Source organism: Rhizobium quercicola (assembly GCF_021168455.1).
GTDB classification, from domain to species: domain Bacteria; phylum Pseudomonadota; class Alphaproteobacteria; order Rhizobiales; family Rhizobiaceae; genus Ferranicluibacter; species Ferranicluibacter quercicola.
Map to the genome: position 1 here is coordinate 94,160 of NZ_JAJOZR010000011.1, position 20,332 is coordinate 114,491.

Annotated in this window: 16 protein-coding genes; 10 read left to right on the forward strand and 6 right to left on the reverse strand. The window is 65.1% G+C overall.

Translation table 11 applies throughout. The annotated features are described in order from the left end of the window. The first annotated feature begins 46 nt into the window (after positions 1-46). Both LRX75_RS17235 and LRX75_RS17240 read left to right on the forward strand, forming a co-directional pair. Positions 47-742 carry an AzlC family ABC transporter permease gene (locus tag LRX75_RS17235; RefSeq protein WP_231815917.1) on the forward strand — a complete coding sequence of 232 codons (696 nt, stop codon included), beginning with the start codon at positions 47-49 and terminating at the stop codon, positions 740-742. Beyond that, positions 739-1,065 (forward strand): AzlD family protein, encoded by a 327-nt coding sequence (locus LRX75_RS17240; RefSeq protein ID WP_231815918.1) that lies wholly within the window; start codon positions 739-741, stop codon positions 1,063-1,065. Before LRX75_RS17235 ends, LRX75_RS17240 begins: the two co-directional genes overlap by 4 nt. 43 nt (positions 1,066-1,108) lie before the next feature. Here LRX75_RS17240 and LRX75_RS17245 read toward each other — a convergent pair whose 3' ends face one another. The 4 genes from LRX75_RS17245 to LRX75_RS17260 all read right to left on the reverse strand — a co-directional run bounded on the left by LRX75_RS17245 (position 1,109) and on the right by LRX75_RS17260 (position 5,231). After that, positions 1,109-2,938: an aminopeptidase P family protein gene (locus LRX75_RS17245; RefSeq protein ID WP_231815919.1), complete on the reverse strand. Its 1,830-nt coding sequence runs from the start codon at positions 2,936-2,938 to the stop codon at positions 1,109-1,111. A 459-nt stretch (positions 2,939-3,397) separates the two neighbouring features. Then, positions 3,398-4,279 (reverse strand): 50S ribosomal protein L11 methyltransferase, encoded by an 882-nt coding sequence (locus tag LRX75_RS17250; RefSeq protein WP_231815920.1) that lies wholly within the window; start codon positions 4,277-4,279, stop codon positions 3,398-3,400. A 116-nt stretch (positions 4,280-4,395) separates the two neighbouring features. After that, positions 4,396-4,995: an SCO family protein gene (locus tag LRX75_RS17255; protein WP_231815921.1), complete on the reverse strand. Its 600-nt coding sequence runs from the start codon at positions 4,993-4,995 to the stop codon at positions 4,396-4,398. Between the two features lie 83 nt (positions 4,996-5,078). Beyond that, positions 5,079-5,231, reverse strand: coding sequence for a hypothetical protein (locus LRX75_RS17260; RefSeq protein ID WP_162742857.1), 153 nt, complete (start codon positions 5,229-5,231; stop codon positions 5,079-5,081). A 214-nt stretch (positions 5,232-5,445) separates the two neighbouring features. On the opposite strand from LRX75_RS17260, the gene LRX75_RS17265 reads away from it, so the two are divergent. From LRX75_RS17265 to pncA, 3 genes are all read left to right on the forward strand, one after another. Further along, positions 5,446-7,512, forward strand: a complete 2,067-nt coding sequence (locus LRX75_RS17265) for a methyl-accepting chemotaxis protein (protein ID WP_231815922.1) — start codon at positions 5,446-5,448, stop codon at positions 7,510-7,512. 2 nt (positions 7,513-7,514) lie between these two features. Next, positions 7,515-7,979, forward strand: a complete 465-nt coding sequence (locus LRX75_RS17270; RefSeq protein WP_092934375.1) for a chemotaxis protein CheW — start codon at positions 7,515-7,517, stop codon at positions 7,977-7,979. A 115-nt stretch (positions 7,980-8,094) separates the two neighbouring features. Continuing rightward, a complete protein-coding gene (pncA, locus tag LRX75_RS17275; protein ID WP_231815923.1) occupies positions 8,095-8,730 on the forward strand; it encodes a bifunctional nicotinamidase/pyrazinamidase in 636 nt (211 codons plus the stop codon). 27 nt (positions 8,731-8,757) lie between these two features. On the opposite strand, the gene LRX75_RS17280 is transcribed toward pncA, so the two are convergent. After that, the gene (locus tag LRX75_RS17280; protein ID WP_231815924.1) at positions 8,758-9,258 is read right to left on the reverse strand and encodes a CreA family protein; all 501 of its coding nucleotides are present in this window, start codon (positions 9,256-9,258) and stop codon (positions 8,758-8,760) included. 232 nt (positions 9,259-9,490) lie between these two features. On the opposite strand from LRX75_RS17280, the gene LRX75_RS17285 reads away from it, so the two are divergent. The 3 genes from LRX75_RS17285 (at position 9,491) to LRX75_RS17295 (ending at position 12,996) form a co-directional block, all read left to right on the forward strand. Then, positions 9,491-10,759 (forward strand): SfnB family sulfur acquisition oxidoreductase, encoded by a 1,269-nt coding sequence (locus LRX75_RS17285; protein WP_231815925.1) that lies wholly within the window; start codon positions 9,491-9,493, stop codon positions 10,757-10,759. Positions 10,760-11,203: 444 nt separating this feature from the next. After that, complete coding sequence (locus LRX75_RS17290) at positions 11,204-12,238, forward strand: DUF2778 domain-containing protein (RefSeq protein WP_231815926.1); 1,035 nt, start codon at positions 11,204-11,206, stop codon at positions 12,236-12,238. A gap of 83 nt (positions 12,239-12,321) precedes the next feature. Next, a complete protein-coding gene (locus LRX75_RS17295) occupies positions 12,322-12,996 on the forward strand; it encodes a spermidine synthase family protein (RefSeq protein ID WP_231815927.1) in 675 nt (224 codons plus the stop codon). Between the two features lie 6 nt (positions 12,997-13,002). Here the strand turns inward: LRX75_RS17295 and LRX75_RS17300 are convergent, their stop codons facing one another. Then, a complete protein-coding gene (locus tag LRX75_RS17300) occupies positions 13,003-15,561 on the reverse strand; it encodes an ATP-dependent helicase (RefSeq protein ID WP_231815928.1) in 2,559 nt (852 codons plus the stop codon). 232 nt (positions 15,562-15,793) lie between these two features. Between LRX75_RS17300 and LRX75_RS17305 the strand changes: the two genes are divergently transcribed. Both LRX75_RS17305 and LRX75_RS17310 read left to right on the forward strand, forming a co-directional pair. Continuing rightward, positions 15,794-17,032, forward strand: a complete 1,239-nt coding sequence (locus LRX75_RS17305; protein ID WP_231815929.1) for an efflux RND transporter periplasmic adaptor subunit — start codon at positions 15,794-15,796, stop codon at positions 17,030-17,032. Continuing rightward, on the forward strand, positions 17,029-20,184 hold the full coding sequence (locus tag LRX75_RS17310; RefSeq protein WP_231815930.1) for an efflux RND transporter permease subunit: 3,156 nt from the start codon (positions 17,029-17,031) through the stop codon (positions 20,182-20,184). Before LRX75_RS17305 ends, LRX75_RS17310 begins: the two co-directional genes overlap by 4 nt. Positions 20,185-20,332: the final 148 nt, after the last annotated feature.

Genomic DNA, 20,332 nt, shown 5'->3' on the forward strand with positions numbered 1-20,332 from the left:
CCGGGGCCTCACGCCGCAGGCCCGGCACCGTCCTTGGATCTTCAATATGGCATCTCGTGATTTCTGGGACGGCGCGCGCCGTGGCGTTCCCATCGTCCTTTCCGCGTCGCCTTTCGGCGCCCTCTTCGGCGCGCTGGCGATCGACAACGGGTTCAGCATCGTCGATGCGATGGTCATGAGCGCGACGGTCTTTGCGGGGGCCAGCCAGATGGTGGGGCTCGATCTCTTCGGGCACGCCGTCCAGCCGTGGCTGATCGTGCTCTCGGTCTTTGCCGTGAACTTCCGCCACGTGCTCTATTCGGCTTCCATGGCGCGCCACATCGCGCATTTCTCCCTTCTCCAGAAGGCGGCCGCGCTGTTCCTGCTGACCGATCCGCAATATGCGGAAACGGAAAAGCGGGGCGAGCGCGGGGAGCCGGTGACCTTCGTCTGGTATATGGGGCTCGGCCTGGCGATCTACCTGCCCTGGCTGGTCGCGACCTTTCTCGGGGCCGTGTTCGGCGGGCTGATCGGCGATCCCAAGGCGATCGGGCTCGATGTCATGCTACCGATCTACTTCATGGCGCTGGTGCTCGGCTTCCGCAGCCGTGACAACTGGCTGCCGGTGGTCGCTCTCAGCTCGGTCGTCTCCGTGATCGCCATGCATCTCGTCGGCTCGCCGTGGCATGTCAGTATCGGGGCGCTTGCCGGCGTCGTGCTGGCCGCCTGCCTGCCCGTGACATCCGGGGAGACGGCGCGATGAGCTTCGACCATTTTCTGCCGCAGGACCTGCGTCTGATCGGCATCATCCTTCTCGCAGCCATCGCCACCTATCTGACGCGCATTGGCGGGGCGATCATGATGGCGCGGATGGAGCGCATTCCCCCGCGCATGGAGGCCGCACTGAACGCCGTGCCCGCAGCGGTTCTCTCGACGCTGGTCGCACCGGCGCTCTTTTACGGCGGAGCGGACGTCACGATCGCCATCTTCGCCGCCTTCCTCGTCGGCCTGCGGTTTTCGGCACTGCCCATGCTGTTTGCCGGCTGGGCCGTGGTGATGGTGCTGCGGTACACCGGATTGTTCTGATCGGGCCGACGAGCCTGTCGCCCGTCGGCCCTTCTCTGCATCTCTAGAGCGCGGCCGTCGCGGCCTCCAGCCATGCCTTCACCTCCGCGCCGTCCACGAGCGGCGTCAGCTTCTCGCGCGTTTCGGCATGATAGGCATCCACCCAGGCGCGTTCCTCCTCCGTCAGAAGCTCGGGGAGGATCAGCCGGCGGTCGATGGGGCAGAAGGTCAGCGTTTCGAAGCCGAGCATCGTCTGGTCGCCGCCCTCGACGGACGCGGCCTCCAGCACATGCAGCAGGTTCTCGATCCGGATGCCGAAGGCGCCGGGACGGTAGTAGCCGGGCTCGTTGGAGAGGATCATGCCGGGCAGAAGCTCCTGCATGCCGGCGCGCGAGATGCGCTGCGGCCCTTCATGGACGGAGAGGTAGGAACCCACACCATGCCCGGTGCCGTGACCGTAATCGGCGCCGGCCTTCCAGAGGGCGATGCGGGCGAGGGGGTCGAGTTCCACCCCGCGCGTGCCCTTGGGGAAGCGGGCGGTGCTGATCGCGATCATGCCTTTCAGCACCAGCGTGAAGAAGCGCTTCTGCTCCGCCGGCACGTCGCCGATGGCGACCGTGCGGGTGATGTCGGTGGTGCCGTTGACGTATTGCCCGCCGGAATCGACCAGGAACATGGTTCCCGCTTCGAGCGGCTGATCGCTTTCCGTCGTCACGCGGTAGTGCATGATCGCCGCGTGCGCACCCGCACCGGCGATCGTGTCGAAGGAGACGTCCTTCAGCGGGTTCTGCAGGCGCTCGCCGCAGGCAATCCGTACGGCCTCCAGCTTTTCCGTGGCGGAAATTTCGGTAATGGTGCCGGGCGTCGTTCGGTCGAGCCAGGCGAGAAACTCGACCATGGCCGCGCCATCCTGCAGATGGGCGCGGGCGGAGCCCTCACGTTCGACCGGGTTCTTGCATGCCCGCGGAAGCCGCGCCGGATCGGGTGCCTCGATCACGGTGCCGCCGTCCTTGCGGATCCGGTCCGCGAGCGCGAAGGCGGCGTGATCCGGGTCCAGCATGAGGCTGAGGCCGGACGCGGCGAGTGCCGAAACGCGGGCACCAAAGCTGTCCAGCGCGGCGATCTCGGCCATCTGGGTCAGATAGGCTTTTTCCTCGATACCGGTCTTGCGGGCGTCGAGGAAGATTTCCGCCTTGCCATCGGCGTGAATGATCGCGCGGGCGAGAGGATGCGGCGTGTGGGGCACGTCGTTGCCGCGCAGGTTGAACGTCCAGGCGACGGAAGAGGGGTCGGTGAGGATGACAGCGGCGGCGCCGGCTTTCACCACCATCTCGGCCATGTCGGCGATCTTCTCCGTTGCAAGAATGCCGGCCTGTTCGATCTTCTGGATGACGACGCGGCCCAGCGGCGCGTCCGGACGTCCGGTCCAGAGGCGGTCGAGGGGGTTGTGGTCGAGGTGGACGAGGGCACCGCCGATCTTCGCCAAGGCGGTTTCCAGCTTGCGGACGTCCGCCCCCGTGTGCAGCCAGGGGTCGATGCCGAGGCGGAAGCCTTTCGGTGCGTGACGCTCGATCCACAGGTGCGGCGGCTCGCCGATCAGGTCGCCGCCGGTAAAGACCGTTCCGTCCACCTGTTCGGCCAGCTGCGTGACATACCGCCCGTCCACGAAGACGACCGCCCTCTCGCGCAAGACGAGGGCGATGCCGGCCGAGCCGGTGAAGCCGGTGAGCCAGGCCAGACGCTCGGCGGAGGCCGGGACGTATTCTCCCTGAAATTCGTCGGCCCGCGGCACGAGGACGCCGTCGATGCCGAGCGCATCGAAGGAGGCCCGCAGACCATCGGCCCGTTCGCGACCGAACTGCGGTGTGGAGGTGACGTCGAAGGACTGGAACATGATGTCTTCCTGCATGCGGCTGAAATGGGACCCTCCGCCTTATAGCAAATCCGGTCCCGATGTCCCATCGGTGCAGGCGGTGACCAGAGCACCCGGATGCATTCATCATACTTATGCAGATTCCGCATGGCACCTATTCGCGTCAGACCCTAGCTCCCATCGGACAATGCTTTAGAAGCACCGCCAACGGACGGGCCGCGAACACCCCGTTACCGCAGATGCCGCAAGGCAATCGTCTGAGTGATCCGTTCGATCGGTTGCCTTCTCCTCCTCCCTCCGGGCGCCGTTTTTGGGATCACGCAGGGTCCGCTTGAGCGATCCTCCTCCTTTGGCTCGCGGACATTGGCCGGCTTGCCGGTCACGGGCGATGCTTCGGCATCGCCTTCGTCTTGAAAAAGCCGTCCGATGCTTCCGCATCGGACGGCTTTTTTCGTCATGCCCGGTGATGTAAGCCGCCCCTCAGGCGCGGCTGTCGAGATGAATGGTGACCCAGCCGTTGCGCCAGAGCGTGCGGACGTGGCGCAGCTTCTGGGCATTGTAGGCCGAGAGAACCTTCCAGCGCTGTTCCGCGAGAATGCCCGAGAGAATGACGGAACCGCCGGGCACGAGGTGGCGGGGGACATCCGGCGCCATGCGCATCAGCGGACGGGCGAGAATGTTGGCGATGATGAGGTCGAAGGGACCGTGTTCGGCAAAGGCCGGGGACTGGAAGCCGGTGGCGGTGACGGCCGCGATGCCGCTGGCGATGCCGTTGCGGCGAACGTTTTCGCGGGCGACGCGGGTGGCGATCGGATCGATATCGGTGGCCAGCACCGGCACGGTCTTGATCTTGCGCAGGCCGATCGCGAGAACGCCGCTGCCGGTTCCCAGATCCAGCGCATTGGTGACGGTTCGCGACCGTACGACGCTTTCGATCATCTCCAGGCAACCGGCCGTGGTGCCGTGGTGGCCGGTGCCGAACGCTTCGCCGGCGTCGATCTCAATGGCGATCTGCCCGGCACGCACCTTGTCCCGGTCATGGGAGCCGTGGACGAGGAACCGGCCGGCGGCCACGGGGCTCAGGCCCTCGAGCGATTTGGCGATCCAGTCGATATCGGGGATTTCCTCGCGCAGGATGTCGGTGCCCGGCTTCCAGCCATCGACGATCTGCGAGAAACGCGCGCGCAGTTCGTCCTCTTCGGCAAAGTCCAGATAGACGGAGGCCTCCCATATGTCGCGCTTCTCATCGATCTCCATCGTGGCGATGGCATAGCCCTCGTCCTCGAAGGCATCGGTCATCAGAGCGAGAATGCTGTCGGCACCTTTTTCGGTGGTGGTGAGATAGAGGCGCAAATCAGCCACGGTCGGTCCTTCAGGTCTCTTGAGCTTCGGATGAGCGCTTTACCACGACCGCGCGGCATTGCACGGCCAAAATGCCCGTTGCTGCCACAGGCTCTGCCCACGCGGCGAAAGGCCGCTCAGCGTTTCGTCAGGTTTTCGAGCTTCTGGACCGCCGTGTCGGTGTTCTCGCCATAGGCGATGGTGCCGCGGAAACGGCCTTCCGCATCCAGCAGGAAGACGGAGGCGGAGTGATCCATCGTATAGTCGCCATCGGGCTTTGCCGCATCGAGCGGGACCTTCTTGGCATAGACCCGGAAGCCCTTGACCATGTCCATGACCTTGTCCGGAGGCCCGGAGATGCCCGTGATACGGTCGGAGACGTTGGAGACGTACTGCCCGAGGATCTCCGGCGTATCGCGTTCGGGATCGACGGTCACGAAGAAGGCGTTGAGCTTCGTGTTGTCGGGATCGACCTTGGCAAGCCATCCGTTCATCTCGAACAGCGTCGTCGGGCAGACCTCCGGGCAATGGGTGAAGCCGAAGAAGACGGCCGAGGGTTTGCCGGTCAGGGCCTTCTCGGTGATCGGCTCGCCATTCTGCGCCACCAGCCTGAAGGGAACGCCGAAGGGGCCGCCCGCATCCGCCTCCCTGGTCTCCGTCATCTTGTAGGTCAGGAAGCCGAGCGCCGAGGCGGTGACCAGAACGGCGATCCAAAGCACGATTCGAAGGAGTTTCATGTCAGGCCCGTTTCACGTCCATGCCGCTGCGCTTGATGTCACGACCAAGGCTTACTGCATAATTCCGTCGATCGGAATCGATTTCAGAAGCAGAGCGACAGGCTGCCGGCGGCAAGCGCCAGGATCATGTCCGGACCATATGCCCACCAGCCGAGCATGCCCGCCCAGCCCAGGAGCAGGAGGCCGGCTGCAAGGAGAGCGATGCGCGAGGCGTTGCGGGGCGAGATGCGGTCCATGATGCCGCTGTTATAGACGGTTTTGCCCTTCGCCAGAAGGCCGGATGAAGCTTTGTTATCTTTACCGGATCTTTAACGCATCGCGCTTATGCTTCTTTTCCGTGCAGGTCTTTCCGCGCGTCGACATGAGGTCGGCCGTTCCCGCCATCGCCATCTGTGACCGCTGCTCTCCCATCTGCGCGCGACACGATTCGCGCCATCCCGGACCTCGATCATGCATCATGAAGCCCGCCAGAGATCCCTGACCGTCAGCCAGAGGCTTGCCACGCTCGGGGTCGTCACCTTCGTCGGAATCAGCGCGATTCTCGTGACGGGATGGTACGAGCAACGGCAGGTTGAGCGCGTTCTCGCGGAAGCGAGCATCGCGAAGTCCGTCGAGAACCGCGCCATCGAGCTGCGGGTCACCAGCCTCGACCTCGTGCTCGCGGCCATGGATACGATCGTCGACAAGGCCGACAAGGTCATCGCCCCGGACCGTATGAAGGAAATCGATGCCGCCGTGTCGGATCTTCGGAACGCCAGCGGCGACGTTGCGGGTCTTGCCGTCGCTGTCGGCAAGCCGGAGCTCGGTGCTGGGGTTGCCGAGATGATCGTCCAGCTGAACCAGTCCATCCAGACGGACCTGAAGGCGCTTGTCGAATCCGGTGCCGACCAGGCCGCGTTCGATGCGATCGACGACCGGATCGATACGGCCGGGTCTCAGCTGACGGAACGTTTTTCGAGCCTTGCGGAAGCGGGCATGGCGATGACGCAGATGCGTGTCGAAGAGGCGGGTGCGATTTCGCGCTCGGCCTTCATCTGGCAGTTCGTCTGCGGCCTCGGTGCCATGGCATTGGTTCTCGGCCTCCTGACGGTGCAGGGCAATATCCTGCGCCGCGGCATTCTCGGCGTGCGCGACAGCATGCAGCGCATTCATGGCGGCGACTACGCGACGCCCGTCGGTTCGGTGGAGCGCAGCGACGAAATCGGCGACATGGCGCGTTGCGTGGATCGCTTCCGCATCGACGCCATCGACAAGCAGCGGCTGGAACGCGATGCCGCCGACAGCCGCAGCCACAACGACACCGATCGCCGCCAGCGCGACGTCGCGGCCGCGGAAGATGCCCGCCAGGTCCAGCTCGCCGTCAGCGCGCTCGGCCAGGCGCTGAACAAGCTTGCCGACGGCCAGTTGACCGTTGCCATCGATACGCCGTTCCGGGCCGACCTCGAATCGCTGCGCCTCGATTTCAATCAGGCCGTCGAGAAGCTGCGCACGGTGCTTTCCGGCATGCGCGACAACAGCGCCTCGATCACGGCCAACGGACGCCAGATGCGCTCTGCCGCGGACGATCTTGCCAAGCGCACCGAAATGCAGGCGGCCTCCCTCGAGCAAACCTCCGCCGCGCTCGACCAGATCACCGTCACCGTCCGCACCGCGACCGACAAGGCGGAAGAGGCGAGCCAGATGGTCAGCCGCACGCATGCCAATGCCGAGGAGTCCGGCCGGATCGTCGGCGAGGCCGTCGCGGCCATGGCGCGCATCGAGGATGCCTCCGCCGAGATCGGCAAGATCATCAACGTCATCGATGAGATCGCCTTCCAGACCAATCTTCTCGCGCTCAACGCCGGCGTCGAGGCCGCGCGGGCCGGGGAGGCCGGCAAGGGCTTTGCCGTGGTGGCCCAGGAAGTCCGCGAACTGGCGCAGCGCGCGGCCGGCGCGGCCAAGGACATCAAGGGCCTCGTCAACCGGTCGTCGACCGAGGTCGGCACCGGTGTACGGCTCGTGCAGGAAACCGGTGAGGCGCTCGGCCGCATCGGGACGGACGTCGATCTGATCAACGAGCATATGCGCACGATCGTGGTCGCCGCCCGCGAGCAGTCGACCGGACTGACCGAGATCAACGTCGCCATCGGCCAGCTCGACCAGATGACGCAGCAGAATGCGGCCATGGTCGAGCAGACCAATGCGGCCAGCCACACGCTGGCGCAGGACGCCGAGAGCCTTTCGAGCCTGATCGCCCAGTTCGCCATCGGCGGCGCCGCGGCGTCCTATGCCACGGCATCGGGCCCCTCGCATTCGCCCCGGACGATGGCGTCGTCATCGAGCCATCGCCCCGCGGCGTCGGCGAAGAGCGCGGTCTCCGCAAAGAGCCCCATCGCCATCCGTCCCGCGACCATCAAGCCGGCTGCCGCCAATGCGCGCCCGGCGCCATCGCCCGCCAAGGCGCTCATGGGCAAGCTTTCCGGCGCGTTCGCAACGCCGCCGGCCTCCAGTTCCAACGATCAATGGGAAGAATTCTGATCATGAACATCACCTCCAAGCAGTCGGGAAGCTCGATGGAAATCGTCTCCTTCCACCTCGGCAACCAGGAATTCTGCATCGACATCATGGCGATCCGCGAAATCCGCGGCTGGGCGCCGGTCACGCCGATGCCGCACACGCCGCCTTATGTGCTCGGCCTCATCAACCTGCGCGGCGCCGTCATTCCCGTCATCGACATGGCCTGCCGTCTCGGCATGAACATGACGGAACCATCGGAACGTTCGGCGATCATCGTGACGGACATCGCCGGCAAGCTGGTCGGCCTGCTGGTCGAGCAGGTTTCCGACATGATGACGATCCGCAGCGAGGACCTGCAGTCGGCACCGGAGATCATCCCGGAAGCCCAGCGCGCCTTCTGCCGCGGCATCGTGGCGCTGGAAAAGACCATGGTCTGCTTCCTCAACCTCGACACCGTCATCGCCGACGAACTGGCCCAGGCTGCCTGATCGGGCTGCCTGATCGATGGCCTCTCGTTTTGGCGGTGCGTGCCGGGGTAGCCCGGCAGGCACCGTCGGTCTATGCTGCGTCTCTCAAGATCATGCCTTGGGAGACGCCCGGCCGATGAAATGCCTTTTGCTTGTCGATATCCAGAACGGCTTCTGCCCCGGCGGCCATCTTGCCGTGCCCGGTGGGGATGCCGTCGTGCCCGTTGCCAACCGGCTGATGGCAGAAGGCGGCTACGACCTCATCGTCGCGTCGCAGGACTGGCATCCGGCCGATCACGGAAGCTTCGCCTCGCAGCATGAGGGCGCCGCGCCCTTCACCATGGGAACGCTGAACGGCCAGCCGCAGATGCTGTGGCCGGACCACTGCGTCGAGGGTACCGAGGACGCGGCCCTCCGGCCCGATCTCGACCAGAGCCGGATCGACACGATCCAGCGCAAGGGGCTCGATCGCAACGTCGACAGCTACTCCGCCTTTCGCGACAACGATCAGGCCGCACTGACGGGGCTCTCCGACCTTCTTCTCGCACGCGGCGTGACGCGGCTCGACATTTGCGGGCTGGCGACGGATTACTGCGTGAAGTTTTCGGCCCTCGATGCCCGCGCCATGCTGCCGGAGGCGCATATCCGCTTTATCGAGGATGCCAGTCGCGGGATCGATCCCGACAGTGTCCGTATCGCGATCGATGAGATGACGCAGGTGGGAATCGCCGTCGTTACCTCGGCGACGGTTCTCAGCGAGACGCGGAGCTGATCCGGATTTCGCTGAAGGGACAGCGCCTTATTGCGGCGCGCCCTTCTTCCACGTCACCTGCTGGTTGAAGAGCGGAACGGTCGAGATCGACATCTTCGCCGACCCTTCGACGACCTGGCGGGAATGGGCGAGATAGATCAGCGTGTTGTTCTTGCGATCGTAGATGCGGGTGACCTGCAGCGATTTCCAGATCAGGGAGAGACCCGAGCGAAACACCTCTTCGCCGCCCTTGGACAGGTCGATGTCGTCGATGACGACAGGGCCGGTCTGGCGGCAGGCGATGGAGTTGTTGGAGGGGTCCTCGAACCAGTTGCCCTTGCGCAGGCGATCGATGACGCCGCGATCGAAATAGGTCACATGGCAGGTGATGCCCTCGATCTTCGGGTCGCTGACGGCGTCCACGATGATATCGTTACCGGTCCAATCCACGCCAACGTCGCCCACGGTTTCCGCCGTGGCTGGTGCCGCAAGGGCGGCGAAGCTCATGAGGGCGGCAGCGGCGGCAAGGCGGATCTTGGGCAGGGACATGGGCGGATCTCCGGGTCGGGTTCACAGCCGAAATAAGCGTGCGGGAGAGCAATACAAGCCGTCGGTGATGAATATGCTGTCCCACGACATGCTTATGTCCTCTCGCGATGACACGTCGGGAGATTGGCGGTTAGGTAGGGATTTCTCACGCATCGGACAATATTAATATATATTTTCTATCAAATAAGTCGATTAATTCGCACTCTGTCGGTGTTTCAACAAGGAGCGCCCTATGGGAGTGATCGAACCGCAGTCTATCGACTACACGCAGCACCCGCGCGTGAATTCCAGCGATCCTGTCCCGCCGCGCGGGCGACCGACACAGGCTGCGCATGTTATTGCCAGCGACGAAGAGGCTCTTGCTGTCGCGCACCGGCTCGCGGCGCAGTTTGCGGTCGGCGCCGCTCTGCGCGACCGGGAGGGCTTGCTGCCGATCGCGGAGATCGACGCCTATTCGCAAAGCGGCCTCTGGGCGATCAATGTGCCCAAGGCCTATGGTGGGGCCGGTGTTTCCTACCGGACGCTGGCGCAAGTCATCGCCATTCTCGCTGCCGCCGACCCGTCCATCGCACAGATCACGCAAAATCACCTCGCGATCACAGGTCATATCGATCTCGACGGCACGGAGGAGCAGAAGACGGAGTTCTTCGGCTGGGTTCTGTCCGGCCTGCGCTTCGGCAACGCGTTCTCCGAACTGAACAGCAAGACCGTCGCCGCTTTCGAGACGCGGGTCGTCCGGGACGGCGACGATGTGGTCGTCAACGGCGAGAAATTCTACACGACGGGTGCCTTGCTGTCGCACATCATTCCCATCGTGGCCGTCGATGAGAACGACCAGGGAGTCCTCGTCTTCGCCGACCGCGAGGCGCCCGGCATCACGGTCACGAACAACTGGTCGAGCTTCGGTCAGCGAACGACGGCCTCGGGTTCCGTCAGGATCGAGAATGTCCGCGTTCCGAAGCAGCGTCTGCTGCCGATTGCCGCCTTCGATCGTCCGACGATCGCCGGCCCCGTCTCGCAGATCATTCAGGCGGCTATCGACGCCGGGATTGCGCGCGGTGCCATCAACGAGACGATCGCCTTCGTCAAGACGCATAGTCGGCCCTGGGTGGACAGCGGCAAGGAAACGGCAGGCGAAGATCCCTTCACGATTGCCGCGATCGGCGACCTCAAGATCAGGCTGCACGCCGCCGAAGCCCTGCTGGCGATCGCCGGCGATGCGATCGATGCGGGATATGTGAACCCGACGGAAGAGGTGATTGCCGACGCGACAGTGAAAACCGCCGAGGCGAAAGTTCTGACGACGGAGATCGCCATTCTCGCGACGAACAAGCTCTTCGAACTGTCGGGGACGCGATCGACGCTGGCAAAATACGACCTCGACCGCCATTGGCGCAACGCCCGTGCGCACACGCTGCACGACCCGGTGCGGTGGAAGTTCTTCCATGTCGGCAATTTTTATCTGAACGGTCTCAATCCGCCGCGTCACCCCTGGAGCTGAGGCAGCCAGCGCTGCGCGGCAGTGCCGAAATGGCTCCGTTTTTTCGTTCATCATGAAGCCGCGGGTGTGCCCTGCGGCTTGTGCATTTTTGACAATCCTCAGATTTCGGGATGCTCGTAAAGGAAATGGTTACCATGTTTCGCCATTCTTTCGCCTAGCCGCAGTGTTCTAGGGAGCGCGCAACATCAGCGCCAGGCGACCCAAACGGCCGGCTTCGACGACAGTGCGTAGTGCTGTTTTCGGATTGCGTAACCAATTTGGGTAAAGAGTTCCATGGCGCTAGCGATTGAGAATGTTCGACAGGTCGACACGCGTTCGCAGACGCACCCCCTCCGCCAGAACGCCCCATCGCCGCAGAGTGCCGGCCCGGCCAGATCGCAACGCTCACGTCTTTTTCCTGCCGTCCTCGCCGCTGGTGTCGGTCTGGCCGGCGTCGGCTGGCTCATGGCCACCATCCTCACCATGCATGGCGTCGCCGGCGATCTTGCGACCGGCGGACGTCCGACCTTCCAGACGTCGCTCGGGCTCAACGCCATTCCCCGCGGCCCGGTGGGCGAGCGGACGGTGCATGTGGCGAAATTCTCGCGTCTGGTGAAGACGCCGGTCGTGGCCGTCGCCGCTGCCAGGACGCAGCCGCAGATGGCCTCCGCCAGCACCGTTCACCGCATCGTTCTGGCCGCCCTGCCGCCCAAGCCGGCGACGCCGGCCGCGCCGGTTCAGGTCGCGTCGCTGGACACCCGCTCGGATGTCGTCGTTCCCTTGCGCGAAAATGCGATGCTGGAGCCGGATGCCCGGCCGACAGGATCGCTGCCCAAGCCCTTCAGCCTCGTTCTCAGCGACGACGAGACGACGGATCATCTGCCGGACCTCGGGCCGCTGCCGCTCGCGCGCCCCGGCATCGCCATCGAGGCGGACGAGACGCCGACCGCGGCCGAGCGCCCGCGCAAGCCGTCGATGCAGCTGGCCTATGCCAAGCCGAACGCGCCGATCGACCTGGAGGACGACGAGCCGTCGATGGCGCCGCGCAAGCCGCTGTTCGGCAGCCGCAAGGGCGTGGCCTATTACGATATCTCGGCCGGCGTCGTGCATATGCCGAACGGCGAGAGGCTGGAGGCGCATTCCGGAATCGGCAAGCTGCGCGACAATCCCGATGCCGTGCACATTCCGATGAAGGGCCCGACACCGCCCGGCACCTACAAGGTGACGATGCGGGAATCGCTGTTTCATGGCGTGGAAGCCGTTCGCCTGACGCCGATCGACGGGGTCGCGCCGCATGGTCGCGTCGGTCTGCTGGCCCACAGCTACCTTCTGCGCAACCGCGGCGACAGCCATGGCTGCGTCGCCTTTGCCGACTATCCGCGCTTCCTCAAGGCCTTCAAGCGCGGCGAGGTGACCCAGATGGTCATCGTCAGGAGCATGAAGGGCGGCTTCTCCAAGCCTGCAAAGACGCTCGCTTCGCTCTTCTCGCGCAACGGGTGAGGTTGGTGTAAAGAGAGGGCCTTGTTTCTTCACAATAACAACGGCGCGGCCTGTCAGGCAGGCGTTTCTGCAGGGCTTAAGCGATGCTTCCTTGGATCGAGATTGACACGGCCGATATTCCCGGCGGTGGCGGGCAGTTGCGGCTGAAAAGCCGGGGCCAGGAGTTTTCGATCATGCTCGGCAGCAACGAGCTGATGAACAGCCGGCTCAGCGGCTCGGAAGAGGCACTCGCGACTCTTGCTCGCGACGCAATCGGCGATCGCTCGCGTCCGGCCTTCCTTATCGGCGGGCTCGGCATGGGGTTCACGCTACGGGCCGCGCTCGCAATCCTGCCGGCAGATGCCGAGGTTGTCGTGGCCGAACTGGTGCCCGCCGTCGTGCGATGGGCGCGGGGGCCGATGGCGAGCGTGTTCAAGGGTTGTCTCGATGATCCCAGGGTGACGGTCTACGATGGCGATGTCGGCGCCTGCATCGCGGCCGCGCGTTCGGCCTACGACGCGATTCTGCTCGATGTGGACAACGGTCCGGACGGGCTGACCCGTACCTCCAACGACCGTCTCTACGACCATGGGGGCCTGCGGGCCGCGCTATCGGCGCTTCGCCCGGGCGGCGTGCTGGCCGTCTGGTCCTCCGGGCCTGATCCGCGCTTCACGCGCCGGCTGAAAGAGGCCGGCTTCAAGGCCGAGGCGGTGACGACGCGAGCCAACGGCAAACGGGGCGGTGCGCGCCATGTGATCTGGGTGGCCGTGAAGCGATAGACGGCGTCAAACCTTCTCAACGAAACCGTCCAGCACGCGTTTCTGGCCGGCACGGTCGAAATCGATGGTGAGCTTGTTGCCTTCGATGCCGGCGATGTTGCCGTTGCCGAACTTGATGTGGAAAACGCGGTCGCCGATGCCGAATTTCGATGGGGTCTCGACCGTCGAACGGACGGTCAGTTCGCCCTCGATGGTGCGGGCCTTGGGGCCGCTTTCGCCATAGCCGATGCGATCGATGGCGACGCCGGAGCGGTTGCCCCAGTTGTCGCGTGTCGCGTCCGTCTTGTTGGCCTGCGCGCGCTTCCAGCCCGGCGTCGCATAGGTGTTCTGGAACGGCTCCTGCTTGTCGAAGCGGGACTGGCCGTAGCCGCCGCGCCCGTAGCCGCCATAGGACTGCTCCATCTCGGCGACCTCGACGTGATCGACCGGAAGCTCCTCGATGAAGCGCGAGGGGATGGTCGATTGCCAGAGGCCGTGGATGCGGCGGTTGGAGACGAACCAGAGGTGGCAGCGGCGCTTGGCGCGGGTCAGGCCGACATAGGCGAGGCGGCGCTCTTCCTCGAGCCCGGAGCGGCCGCCTTCGTCCAGCGAGCGCTGGTGCGGAAACAGGCCTTCCTCCCAGCCGGGTAGAAACACCGTTTCGAACTCCAGCCCCTTGGCGGAGTGCAGCGTCATGATGTTGACGGCGTCGAGGTTCTCGTTCTGCTCGGCATCCATGACCAGCGATACGTGCTCGAGGAAGCCGCGCATGCTCTCGAACGCCTCCATCGAGCGCACCAGCTCCTTCAGGTTTTCGAGCCGACCCGGTGCTTCCGCCGTCTTGTCGACCTTCCACATATCGGTGTAACCGGATTCCTCGAGGATGATTTCGGCGAGCTCCGTATGCGGCGTGTTTTCGAGCAGGCCCTGCCAGCGGCGCACCATGGTGACGACGTCGAACAGCGACTTGCGGGCCTTGGCCTTCACCTCGTCGGTCTCGATGATATCAGCGGCAGCCGCCAGCATCGGGATATCGCGGGCGCGGGCATAGTCGTGCAGCAGGCGGATGGTGGTGTCGCCGAGGCCGCGTTTCGGCGTGTTGACGATGCGCTCGAAGGCGAGATCGTCGGCATCCTGGCAGACCAGCCGGAAATAGGCCATCGCATCGCGGATCTCCATGCGCTCGTAAAAGCGCGGACCACCGATGACGCGATAGTTGAGGCCGAGCGTGACGAAGCGGTCTTCGAACTCGCGCATCTGGAAGGAGGCGCGCACGAGGATCGCCATGTTGTTGAGCAGGTGCTTGTCGCGCTGCAGCTGCTCGATCTCTTCGCCGACGGCGCGGGCCTCCTCTTCCGAATCCCAGGCCGCGTGGACCTGAACCTTCTGATCCTCGGGATCGTGGCGGTCGGTGAAGAGCGTCTTGCCGAGGCGGCCCTCGTTGTGCGCGATCAGATGGCCGGCGGTGGCGAGGATATGGGCGGTCGAGCGGTAGTTCCGCTCCAGCTTGATGACGGTCGCGCCGGGAAAATCTTTGTCGAAGCGCAGGATGTTGTCCACCTCCGCGCCGCGCCAGCCATAGATCGACTGATCGTCATCGCCGACGCAGCAGATATTAACCGTATTGTCCGCCGTGCGCGGCTCCCCCTTCGCGGGGCTCGGTCGCTGAGCCAGGAGCCTCAGCCACATATACTGGGCGGTATTGGTGTCCTGATATTCGTCCACCAGGATGTAGCGGAAGCGGCCGTGATATTCGCGCAGCAGGTCGGGATGCTTGCGGAAGATGGCGATCGGGTGAAGCAGCAGGTCGCCGAAGTCGCAGGCGTTCAGCGTGCGCAGGCGTGCCTGATAGGCGGCGTAGAGTTCGCGGCCCTTGCCGTTGCCGAATGCCCGCGCGTCGCCTTCCGGAATGTCGGCGGGCGTCAGGCCCTTGTTCTTCCAGCCGTCGATCAGCTGGGCGAACTGCTTTGCCGGCCAGCGCTTGTCGTCGATGGATTCGGCCTGCAGGATCTGCTTGATCAGGCGGGTGACGTCGTCCGTGTCGAGAATGGTGAAGTCGGAGCGGATACCGGCAAGTTCGGCATGGCGCCGCAAGAGCTTGACGCCGATGGAGTGGAACGTGCCGAGCCACGGCATGCCCTCGACCGCGCCGCCGACGAGGACGCCGATGCGCTCCTTCATCTCGCGCGCCGCCTTGTTGGTGAAGGTGACGGCGAGGATCTGGCTCGGATAGGCGCGTCCGGTCGCCATGATATGGGCGATGCGCGTGGTGAGCACCCGCGTCTTGCCGGTGCCGGCACCCGCCAGCACGAGCACCGGGCCATCCAGCGTTTCCACGGCGAGGCGCTGCTCGGGGTTGAGGCCCGAGAGATAATCCGGTGCGCGATCGCGGTCGCGGGCCGCCATGGCGCGGGCTGCAAGGCCGGACGGGCCCTGTGCCGGGGCGGCGCCCTGATCCTGTCTGGCACGCCCATCGCGTGCATCCGCCGGCCCATCGGCCGGCACGGCGGCGCGGCGTTCGCCCCGCCCGGGCGCACGGGCGGGCTCTTCGTCGAAGAAGGGAATGTCGTCGAAACCGTTGCTCATGCGGCTCAATGTAGTGATTCGGGATCGAAAGGCCAGAATTGCGTTCTTCTTTTATTCCCCGCGCCACGTTGCGGTTCTCTCGCGAAGAGAGGAAATCCATCATCATTACAATTGCGTAATGATGAGCCTGCGGGATTGCGTGACATGCGGGCTGCCCGGTACCTTGGGACAAACCGTTGCATTCCGTTCATCTGAACCGTCCCTTCCGGGAATGTCGACGTCGGAGACCTGCATGCAGATCTGGAAACAGCTGGCGCTCAGCCTCGTCCTTCTCCTCGTCGGCCTCGCCGCCTGGGTGCGCGTCGTGCCGTCCGCCGGGCCGATGCTCGTGTCCGTCGGTGTGCCCGGCAGCGTCATAGCTCTGGTCGCGCCGTCTGCAGCTTCCGGCGACAAGGGACAGGGAGAGGGGCAGGGACGGGGCGGTCAGAGCGGGACGCAGCGGGCAGCGGCCGGCAACCAGACGCCGCTCGTCGTGACCGAGGCTGCGGGAACCGCGCTCGTCAACGACCGGCTGAACGCCATCGGCAACGGCGAGGCCATCCTCTCCGTGACCGTGACGCCGCTCTCGACCGGAAACCTGACGGAAGTGCTGGTCAAATCCGGCGAGCGGATCGAACAGGGGCAGGTGATCGCCAAGCTCGACAGCGACGAGCAGGTGCTGGCCGTCGCGCAGGCCAAGGTGCTGCTGGACGCCGCCCGCGACAAGGTGGAGCGCAACCGCCGCCTCGGCAATGCCGTTTCGATCGCCACGCTGCGCGAAGCCGAGTTCGCCGAGCAGGCGGCGGAGCTGGCGCTGAAGACGGCGGAACTCGATCTCACGCGGCGCGACATCGTTGCGCCGTCCAAGGGCATCGTCGGCATCATCACCGTCAATCCCGGCGATTACGTCACCACCTCGACGCCGATTGCCGTGGTGGACGACCGATCGCAGATCCTCGTCGATTTCTGGGTTCCCGAGCGTTTCGCCAATAATATCAAGGTCGGTCAGGAGGTCTCGGCGGTTGCCGTGGCGCAGGTGACGCGCCAGCTGACCGGTGCCATCCACGCCATCGATAACCGGATCGACCAGGCAAGCCGGACCTTGCGGGTGCGGGCGCGTCTCGCCAATCCGGACGACAGCCTGCGGGCCGGCATGTCTTTTTCGGTCAATGTCCGTTTTCCCGGTGACAGCTATCCCACGGTCAATCCGCTCGCCGTGCAGTGGAGCGCCGATGGCTCCTATGTCTGGCGCGTCGTGGACAGCAAGGCCGAGCGCGTGCCGGTGACGATCATCCAGCGCAATTCCGACAAGGTGCTGGTGGATGCCAAGCTCGAAAAGGGCGACATGGTGGCGACCGAGGGCGTGCAGAGGCTGCGCGACGGCGGGGCGGTCAAGGTCGCCAATGCACCGGCGGGCGCTGTAGGTGATGCGGGCGAGCAGAAGGTTTCGAGCGCACGACCCGTGGCCATGACCGCCGAGGCCGCGCGATGAGCGGCGCGCACAAGGCGGGCGCGGGTGGCTCTGCGGGGTTTACAGCGCTCTTCATCCGGCGGCCGATCCTCGCGCTGGTGGTCAACACGCTGATCATCGTCGCGGGTCTTGCGGCGCTCAACGGCGTGGAGATCCGCGAACTGCCGGAGGTCGACCAGCCGGTCGTGTCCGTCAATACGCGCTTCGAAGGGGCGGCACCGGAGACGGTCGATCGCGAACTGACCTCGGTGATCGAAGGCGCCGTCTCCCGCGTGCAGGGCATCAAGGACATCTCCTCCACCTCGCAATATGCCCAGAGCCGCGTGACGCTGCAGTTCAGCGACACGACCGATATCGGGCAGGCGTCCAACGATGTGCGCGATGCGCTCGGCCGGGTGACGAACGATCTGCCCGATGGGGCCGATGCGCCGCAGATCGTGAAGGCGGATGCCGACAGCCAGCCCATCCTGCGCCTTGCGCTCACCTCCGACACGCTGTCGATGGAAGACCTGACGCTGCTGGCCGAAAACGAGGTGACCGACCGGCTCGCCTCGGTCGAGGGGGTGGCCGACGTTCAGCTGAACGGCGAGCAGGAGAAGATTTTCCGCATCGACGTCAATCAAGGCAAGCTCGCCGCCCGCGGCCTGACCGTGGCCAACCTGCGCACGGCGCTGGCCAGTGCCTCGCTCGACGTGCCTGCGGGCTCGCTGACCAGCGCCAACCAGGACCTCTCCGTCCGCGCGACAGCCGACTTGCAGACGCCCGAACAGTTCGAGAAGGTCATTCTCGGGCCGAACGTGCGTCTCGGCGACGTCGCCACGGTGACGATGGGACCCGACATCGGCACGTCCTCGCTCCGCTCCGGCGGCAAGCAGGGCATCGGCCTCGGCATCATCCGGCAGGCGCAGTCGAACACGCTCGACATCTCGAACGGCGTGAAGACGACCGTGGCCGAGATCGGCAAGATCCTGCCGCCGGGCACGGAGCTTACCATCACCAGCGACGATGCCGTCTTCATTCAGGGCGCCATCCACGAAGTCGAGATCGCCCTCGTCGCCTCGGTGATCATCGTGACGGTCGTGATCTACATGTTCCTGCTCGACTGGCGGGCGACGCTGATTCCGGTTCTGACCATGCCGATCGCGCTGATCGGCACCTGCGCCGCCATCTACATGGCCGGCTTTTCGATCAACATCCTGACGCTGCTTGCCATCGTGCTGGCCACCGGCCTCGTGGTCGATGACGCGATCGTCGTGCTCGAGAACATCGTGCGACGGCGAAGCGAGGGAATGGGACCGCGCGCTGCGGCCGTTCTCGGCACGCTCGAAGTGTTCTTCGCGGTCATCGCGACGACGGCGACGCTGGCGGCCGTCTTCATTCCCCTGTCCTTTCTGCCGGGGCAGACGGGTGGGCTCTTCCGCGAGTTCGGCTTCGTCCTCGCCTTCGCCATCATTCTGTCCGCCTTCGTGGCGCTGACCTTCTGTCCGATGCTCGCCTCGCGCATGCTGAAGGCGCAGAATGCCGGTCACGGCCATAGCGGGATTCTCGGCCGCATCGGCGGCATGTTCGCCCGTGGCTATCGTCGCTCGCTCAAGGCCTGTCTCGATTCGCCGCTCGTCGTGTTTCTGGCCGCCGGGATGGTTGTCGTCGCCGGCGGCATCGCGTTCACGACGCTACCGTCCGAGCTGACGCCGACGGAGGACCGGGCGCGTATCCTCCTGCGCATGCAGGCGCCGCAGGGCGTCTCGCTCGACTACACGCAGGCGCAGATGCGCCGGGTGGAGGATGCGCTGCAGCCGATGGTAAAGGCCGGCGAGATCGCCAATGTCTATTCCATCTCGGGGCAGGGCGGGTCGGTCAACAACGGCTTTATGGTCCTGTCGCTCTCACCCTGGGGCGATCGCGCGCGGACGCAGCAGCAGATCTCCCGCGAGATCTCGCGCCTCTCGGCCGAAATCCCCTCGATCCGCGTTTTCCCCGTACAGCCGAACAGTCTCGGCATTCGTGGCGCCGGCAACGGCCTGCAGCTGGCGCTCGTCGGCAACGACTACAAGGCGCTCGGCGATGCCGCCGCCAAGCTGGTGCGGCAGATGGAGGACAGCGGCCGCTTCGAAAACGTGCGCCTGAACTACGAGGCGAACCAGGCGCAGCTGTCCGTGACCATCGACCGGGAGCGGGCGTCCGATCTCGGCATTGACATCAACGGCCTGTCGGCGGCGCTGCAGGCCATGCTCGACGGCAACAGCGTCATCGACGTCTATGTCGAAGGCGAGGCCTATCCGGTCAAGCTGCTCTCGACCACCAATCCGGTCAACGACCCGACCGACCTCGAAAACCTGTTCCTGAAGACCGGGGACGGCAAGATCGTGCCGATGTCGTCCATCGCCACCGTGAAGGAGCAGGCCGTCGCGCCGCAGCTGTCGCGCGAATCGCAGTTGCGGGCCGTGTCGCTTTCGGCGGGGCTTGCGCCCGGCACAGGCCTCGGCGAGGCGCTCGCCTATGCCGAACAGCTCGCCAAGCCGCTGCTGCCGGCCGGATCCCGCGTGGTGCCTCTGGCGGAAGCCGCCACGCTCAACGAGAACTCGGGCGCGCTCTTCGTCACCTTCGGCTTTGCCATCATCATCATCTTCCTCGTTCTGGCGGCCCAGTTCGAAAGCCTGATCAGCGGCCTCGTCATCATGTCCACGGTGCCGCTGGGGCTGGCCTGCGCCGTGTTCGCGATGGTCCTCACGGGCAACTCCCTCAATATCTACAGCCAGATCGGTCTGGTGCTGCTGGTCGGCATCATGGCGAAGAACGGGATTCTGATCGTCGAATTCGCCAACCAGCTTCGCGACCGCGGGCAGGGCCTGCGCGAGGCGATCGAGAATGCCTCCAATATCCGGCTTCGCCCGGTGATGATGACGATGATCGCGACCATCGTCGGTGCCGTGCCGCTGGTGCTGGCCAGTGGCGCCGGGGCGGAAGCGCGCATCGCGCTCGGCTGGGTTCTCGTCGGCGGTCTCGGCCTTGCGACGGTGGTCACGCTGTATCTCACGCCGGTCGCCTATCTCGCCATCGCCCGCTTTTCGAAGCCTCAGGTGGACGAGGAGCGACGGCTGCAGCGTGAGCTTGCAGCCGCCTACGGCGTGCACGAGGTCGAGCCGGAAGAGACGCTGCGCGCTGCGGAATAGGCCTTGGCGCGACGGCCTATGTCTCGGATCGGTGCACCTGTGGCGCTTGCGTCCCATGTGACTCCAAAATGCGCGGCAAAGCTGACGTGGTGCAGGAGACGCTGGACAAAGCGATTCCGGATTCTACAGTAGGGCATTGATATTTCAG

Excerpts from the sequence above, each read along its gene's own strand:
- LRX75_RS17235 (WP_231815917.1), top strand. The coding sequence starts at position 47 with ATGGCATCTCGTGATTTCTGGGACGGCGCGCGCCGTGGCGTTCCCATC.
- LRX75_RS17240 (WP_231815918.1), top strand. The coding sequence starts at position 739 with ATGAGCTTCGACCATTTTCTGCCGCAGGACCTGCGTCTGATCGGCATC.
- LRX75_RS17245 (WP_231815919.1), bottom strand. The coding sequence starts at position 2,938 with ATGTTCCAGTCCTTCGACGTCACCTCCACACCGCAGTTCGGTCGCGAA.
- LRX75_RS17255 (WP_231815921.1), bottom strand. The coding sequence starts at position 4,995 with ATGAAACTCCTTCGAATCGTGCTTTGGATCGCCGTTCTGGTCACCGCC.
- LRX75_RS17260 (WP_162742857.1), bottom strand. The coding sequence starts at position 5,231 with ATGGACCGCATCTCGCCCCGCAACGCCTCGCGCATCGCTCTCCTTGCA.
- LRX75_RS17265 (WP_231815922.1), top strand. The coding sequence starts at position 5,446 with ATGCATCATGAAGCCCGCCAGAGATCCCTGACCGTCAGCCAGAGGCTT.
- LRX75_RS17270 (WP_092934375.1), top strand. The coding sequence starts at position 7,515 with ATGAACATCACCTCCAAGCAGTCGGGAAGCTCGATGGAAATCGTCTCC.
- pncA (WP_231815923.1), top strand. The coding sequence starts at position 8,095 with ATGAAATGCCTTTTGCTTGTCGATATCCAGAACGGCTTCTGCCCCGGC.
- LRX75_RS17280 (WP_231815924.1), bottom strand. The coding sequence starts at position 9,258 with ATGTCCCTGCCCAAGATCCGCCTTGCCGCCGCTGCCGCCCTCATGAGC.
- LRX75_RS17285 (WP_231815925.1), top strand. The coding sequence starts at position 9,491 with ATGGGAGTGATCGAACCGCAGTCTATCGACTACACGCAGCACCCGCGC.
- LRX75_RS17290 (WP_231815926.1), top strand. The coding sequence starts at position 11,204 with ATGGCCACCATCCTCACCATGCATGGCGTCGCCGGCGATCTTGCGACC.
- LRX75_RS17295 (WP_231815927.1), top strand. The coding sequence starts at position 12,322 with ATGCTTCCTTGGATCGAGATTGACACGGCCGATATTCCCGGCGGTGGC.
- LRX75_RS17300 (WP_231815928.1), bottom strand. The coding sequence starts at position 15,561 with ATGAGCAACGGTTTCGACGACATTCCCTTCTTCGACGAAGAGCCCGCC.
- LRX75_RS17305 (WP_231815929.1), top strand. The coding sequence starts at position 15,794 with ATGCAGATCTGGAAACAGCTGGCGCTCAGCCTCGTCCTTCTCCTCGTC.
- LRX75_RS17310 (WP_231815930.1), top strand. The coding sequence starts at position 17,029 with ATGAGCGGCGCGCACAAGGCGGGCGCGGGTGGCTCTGCGGGGTTTACA.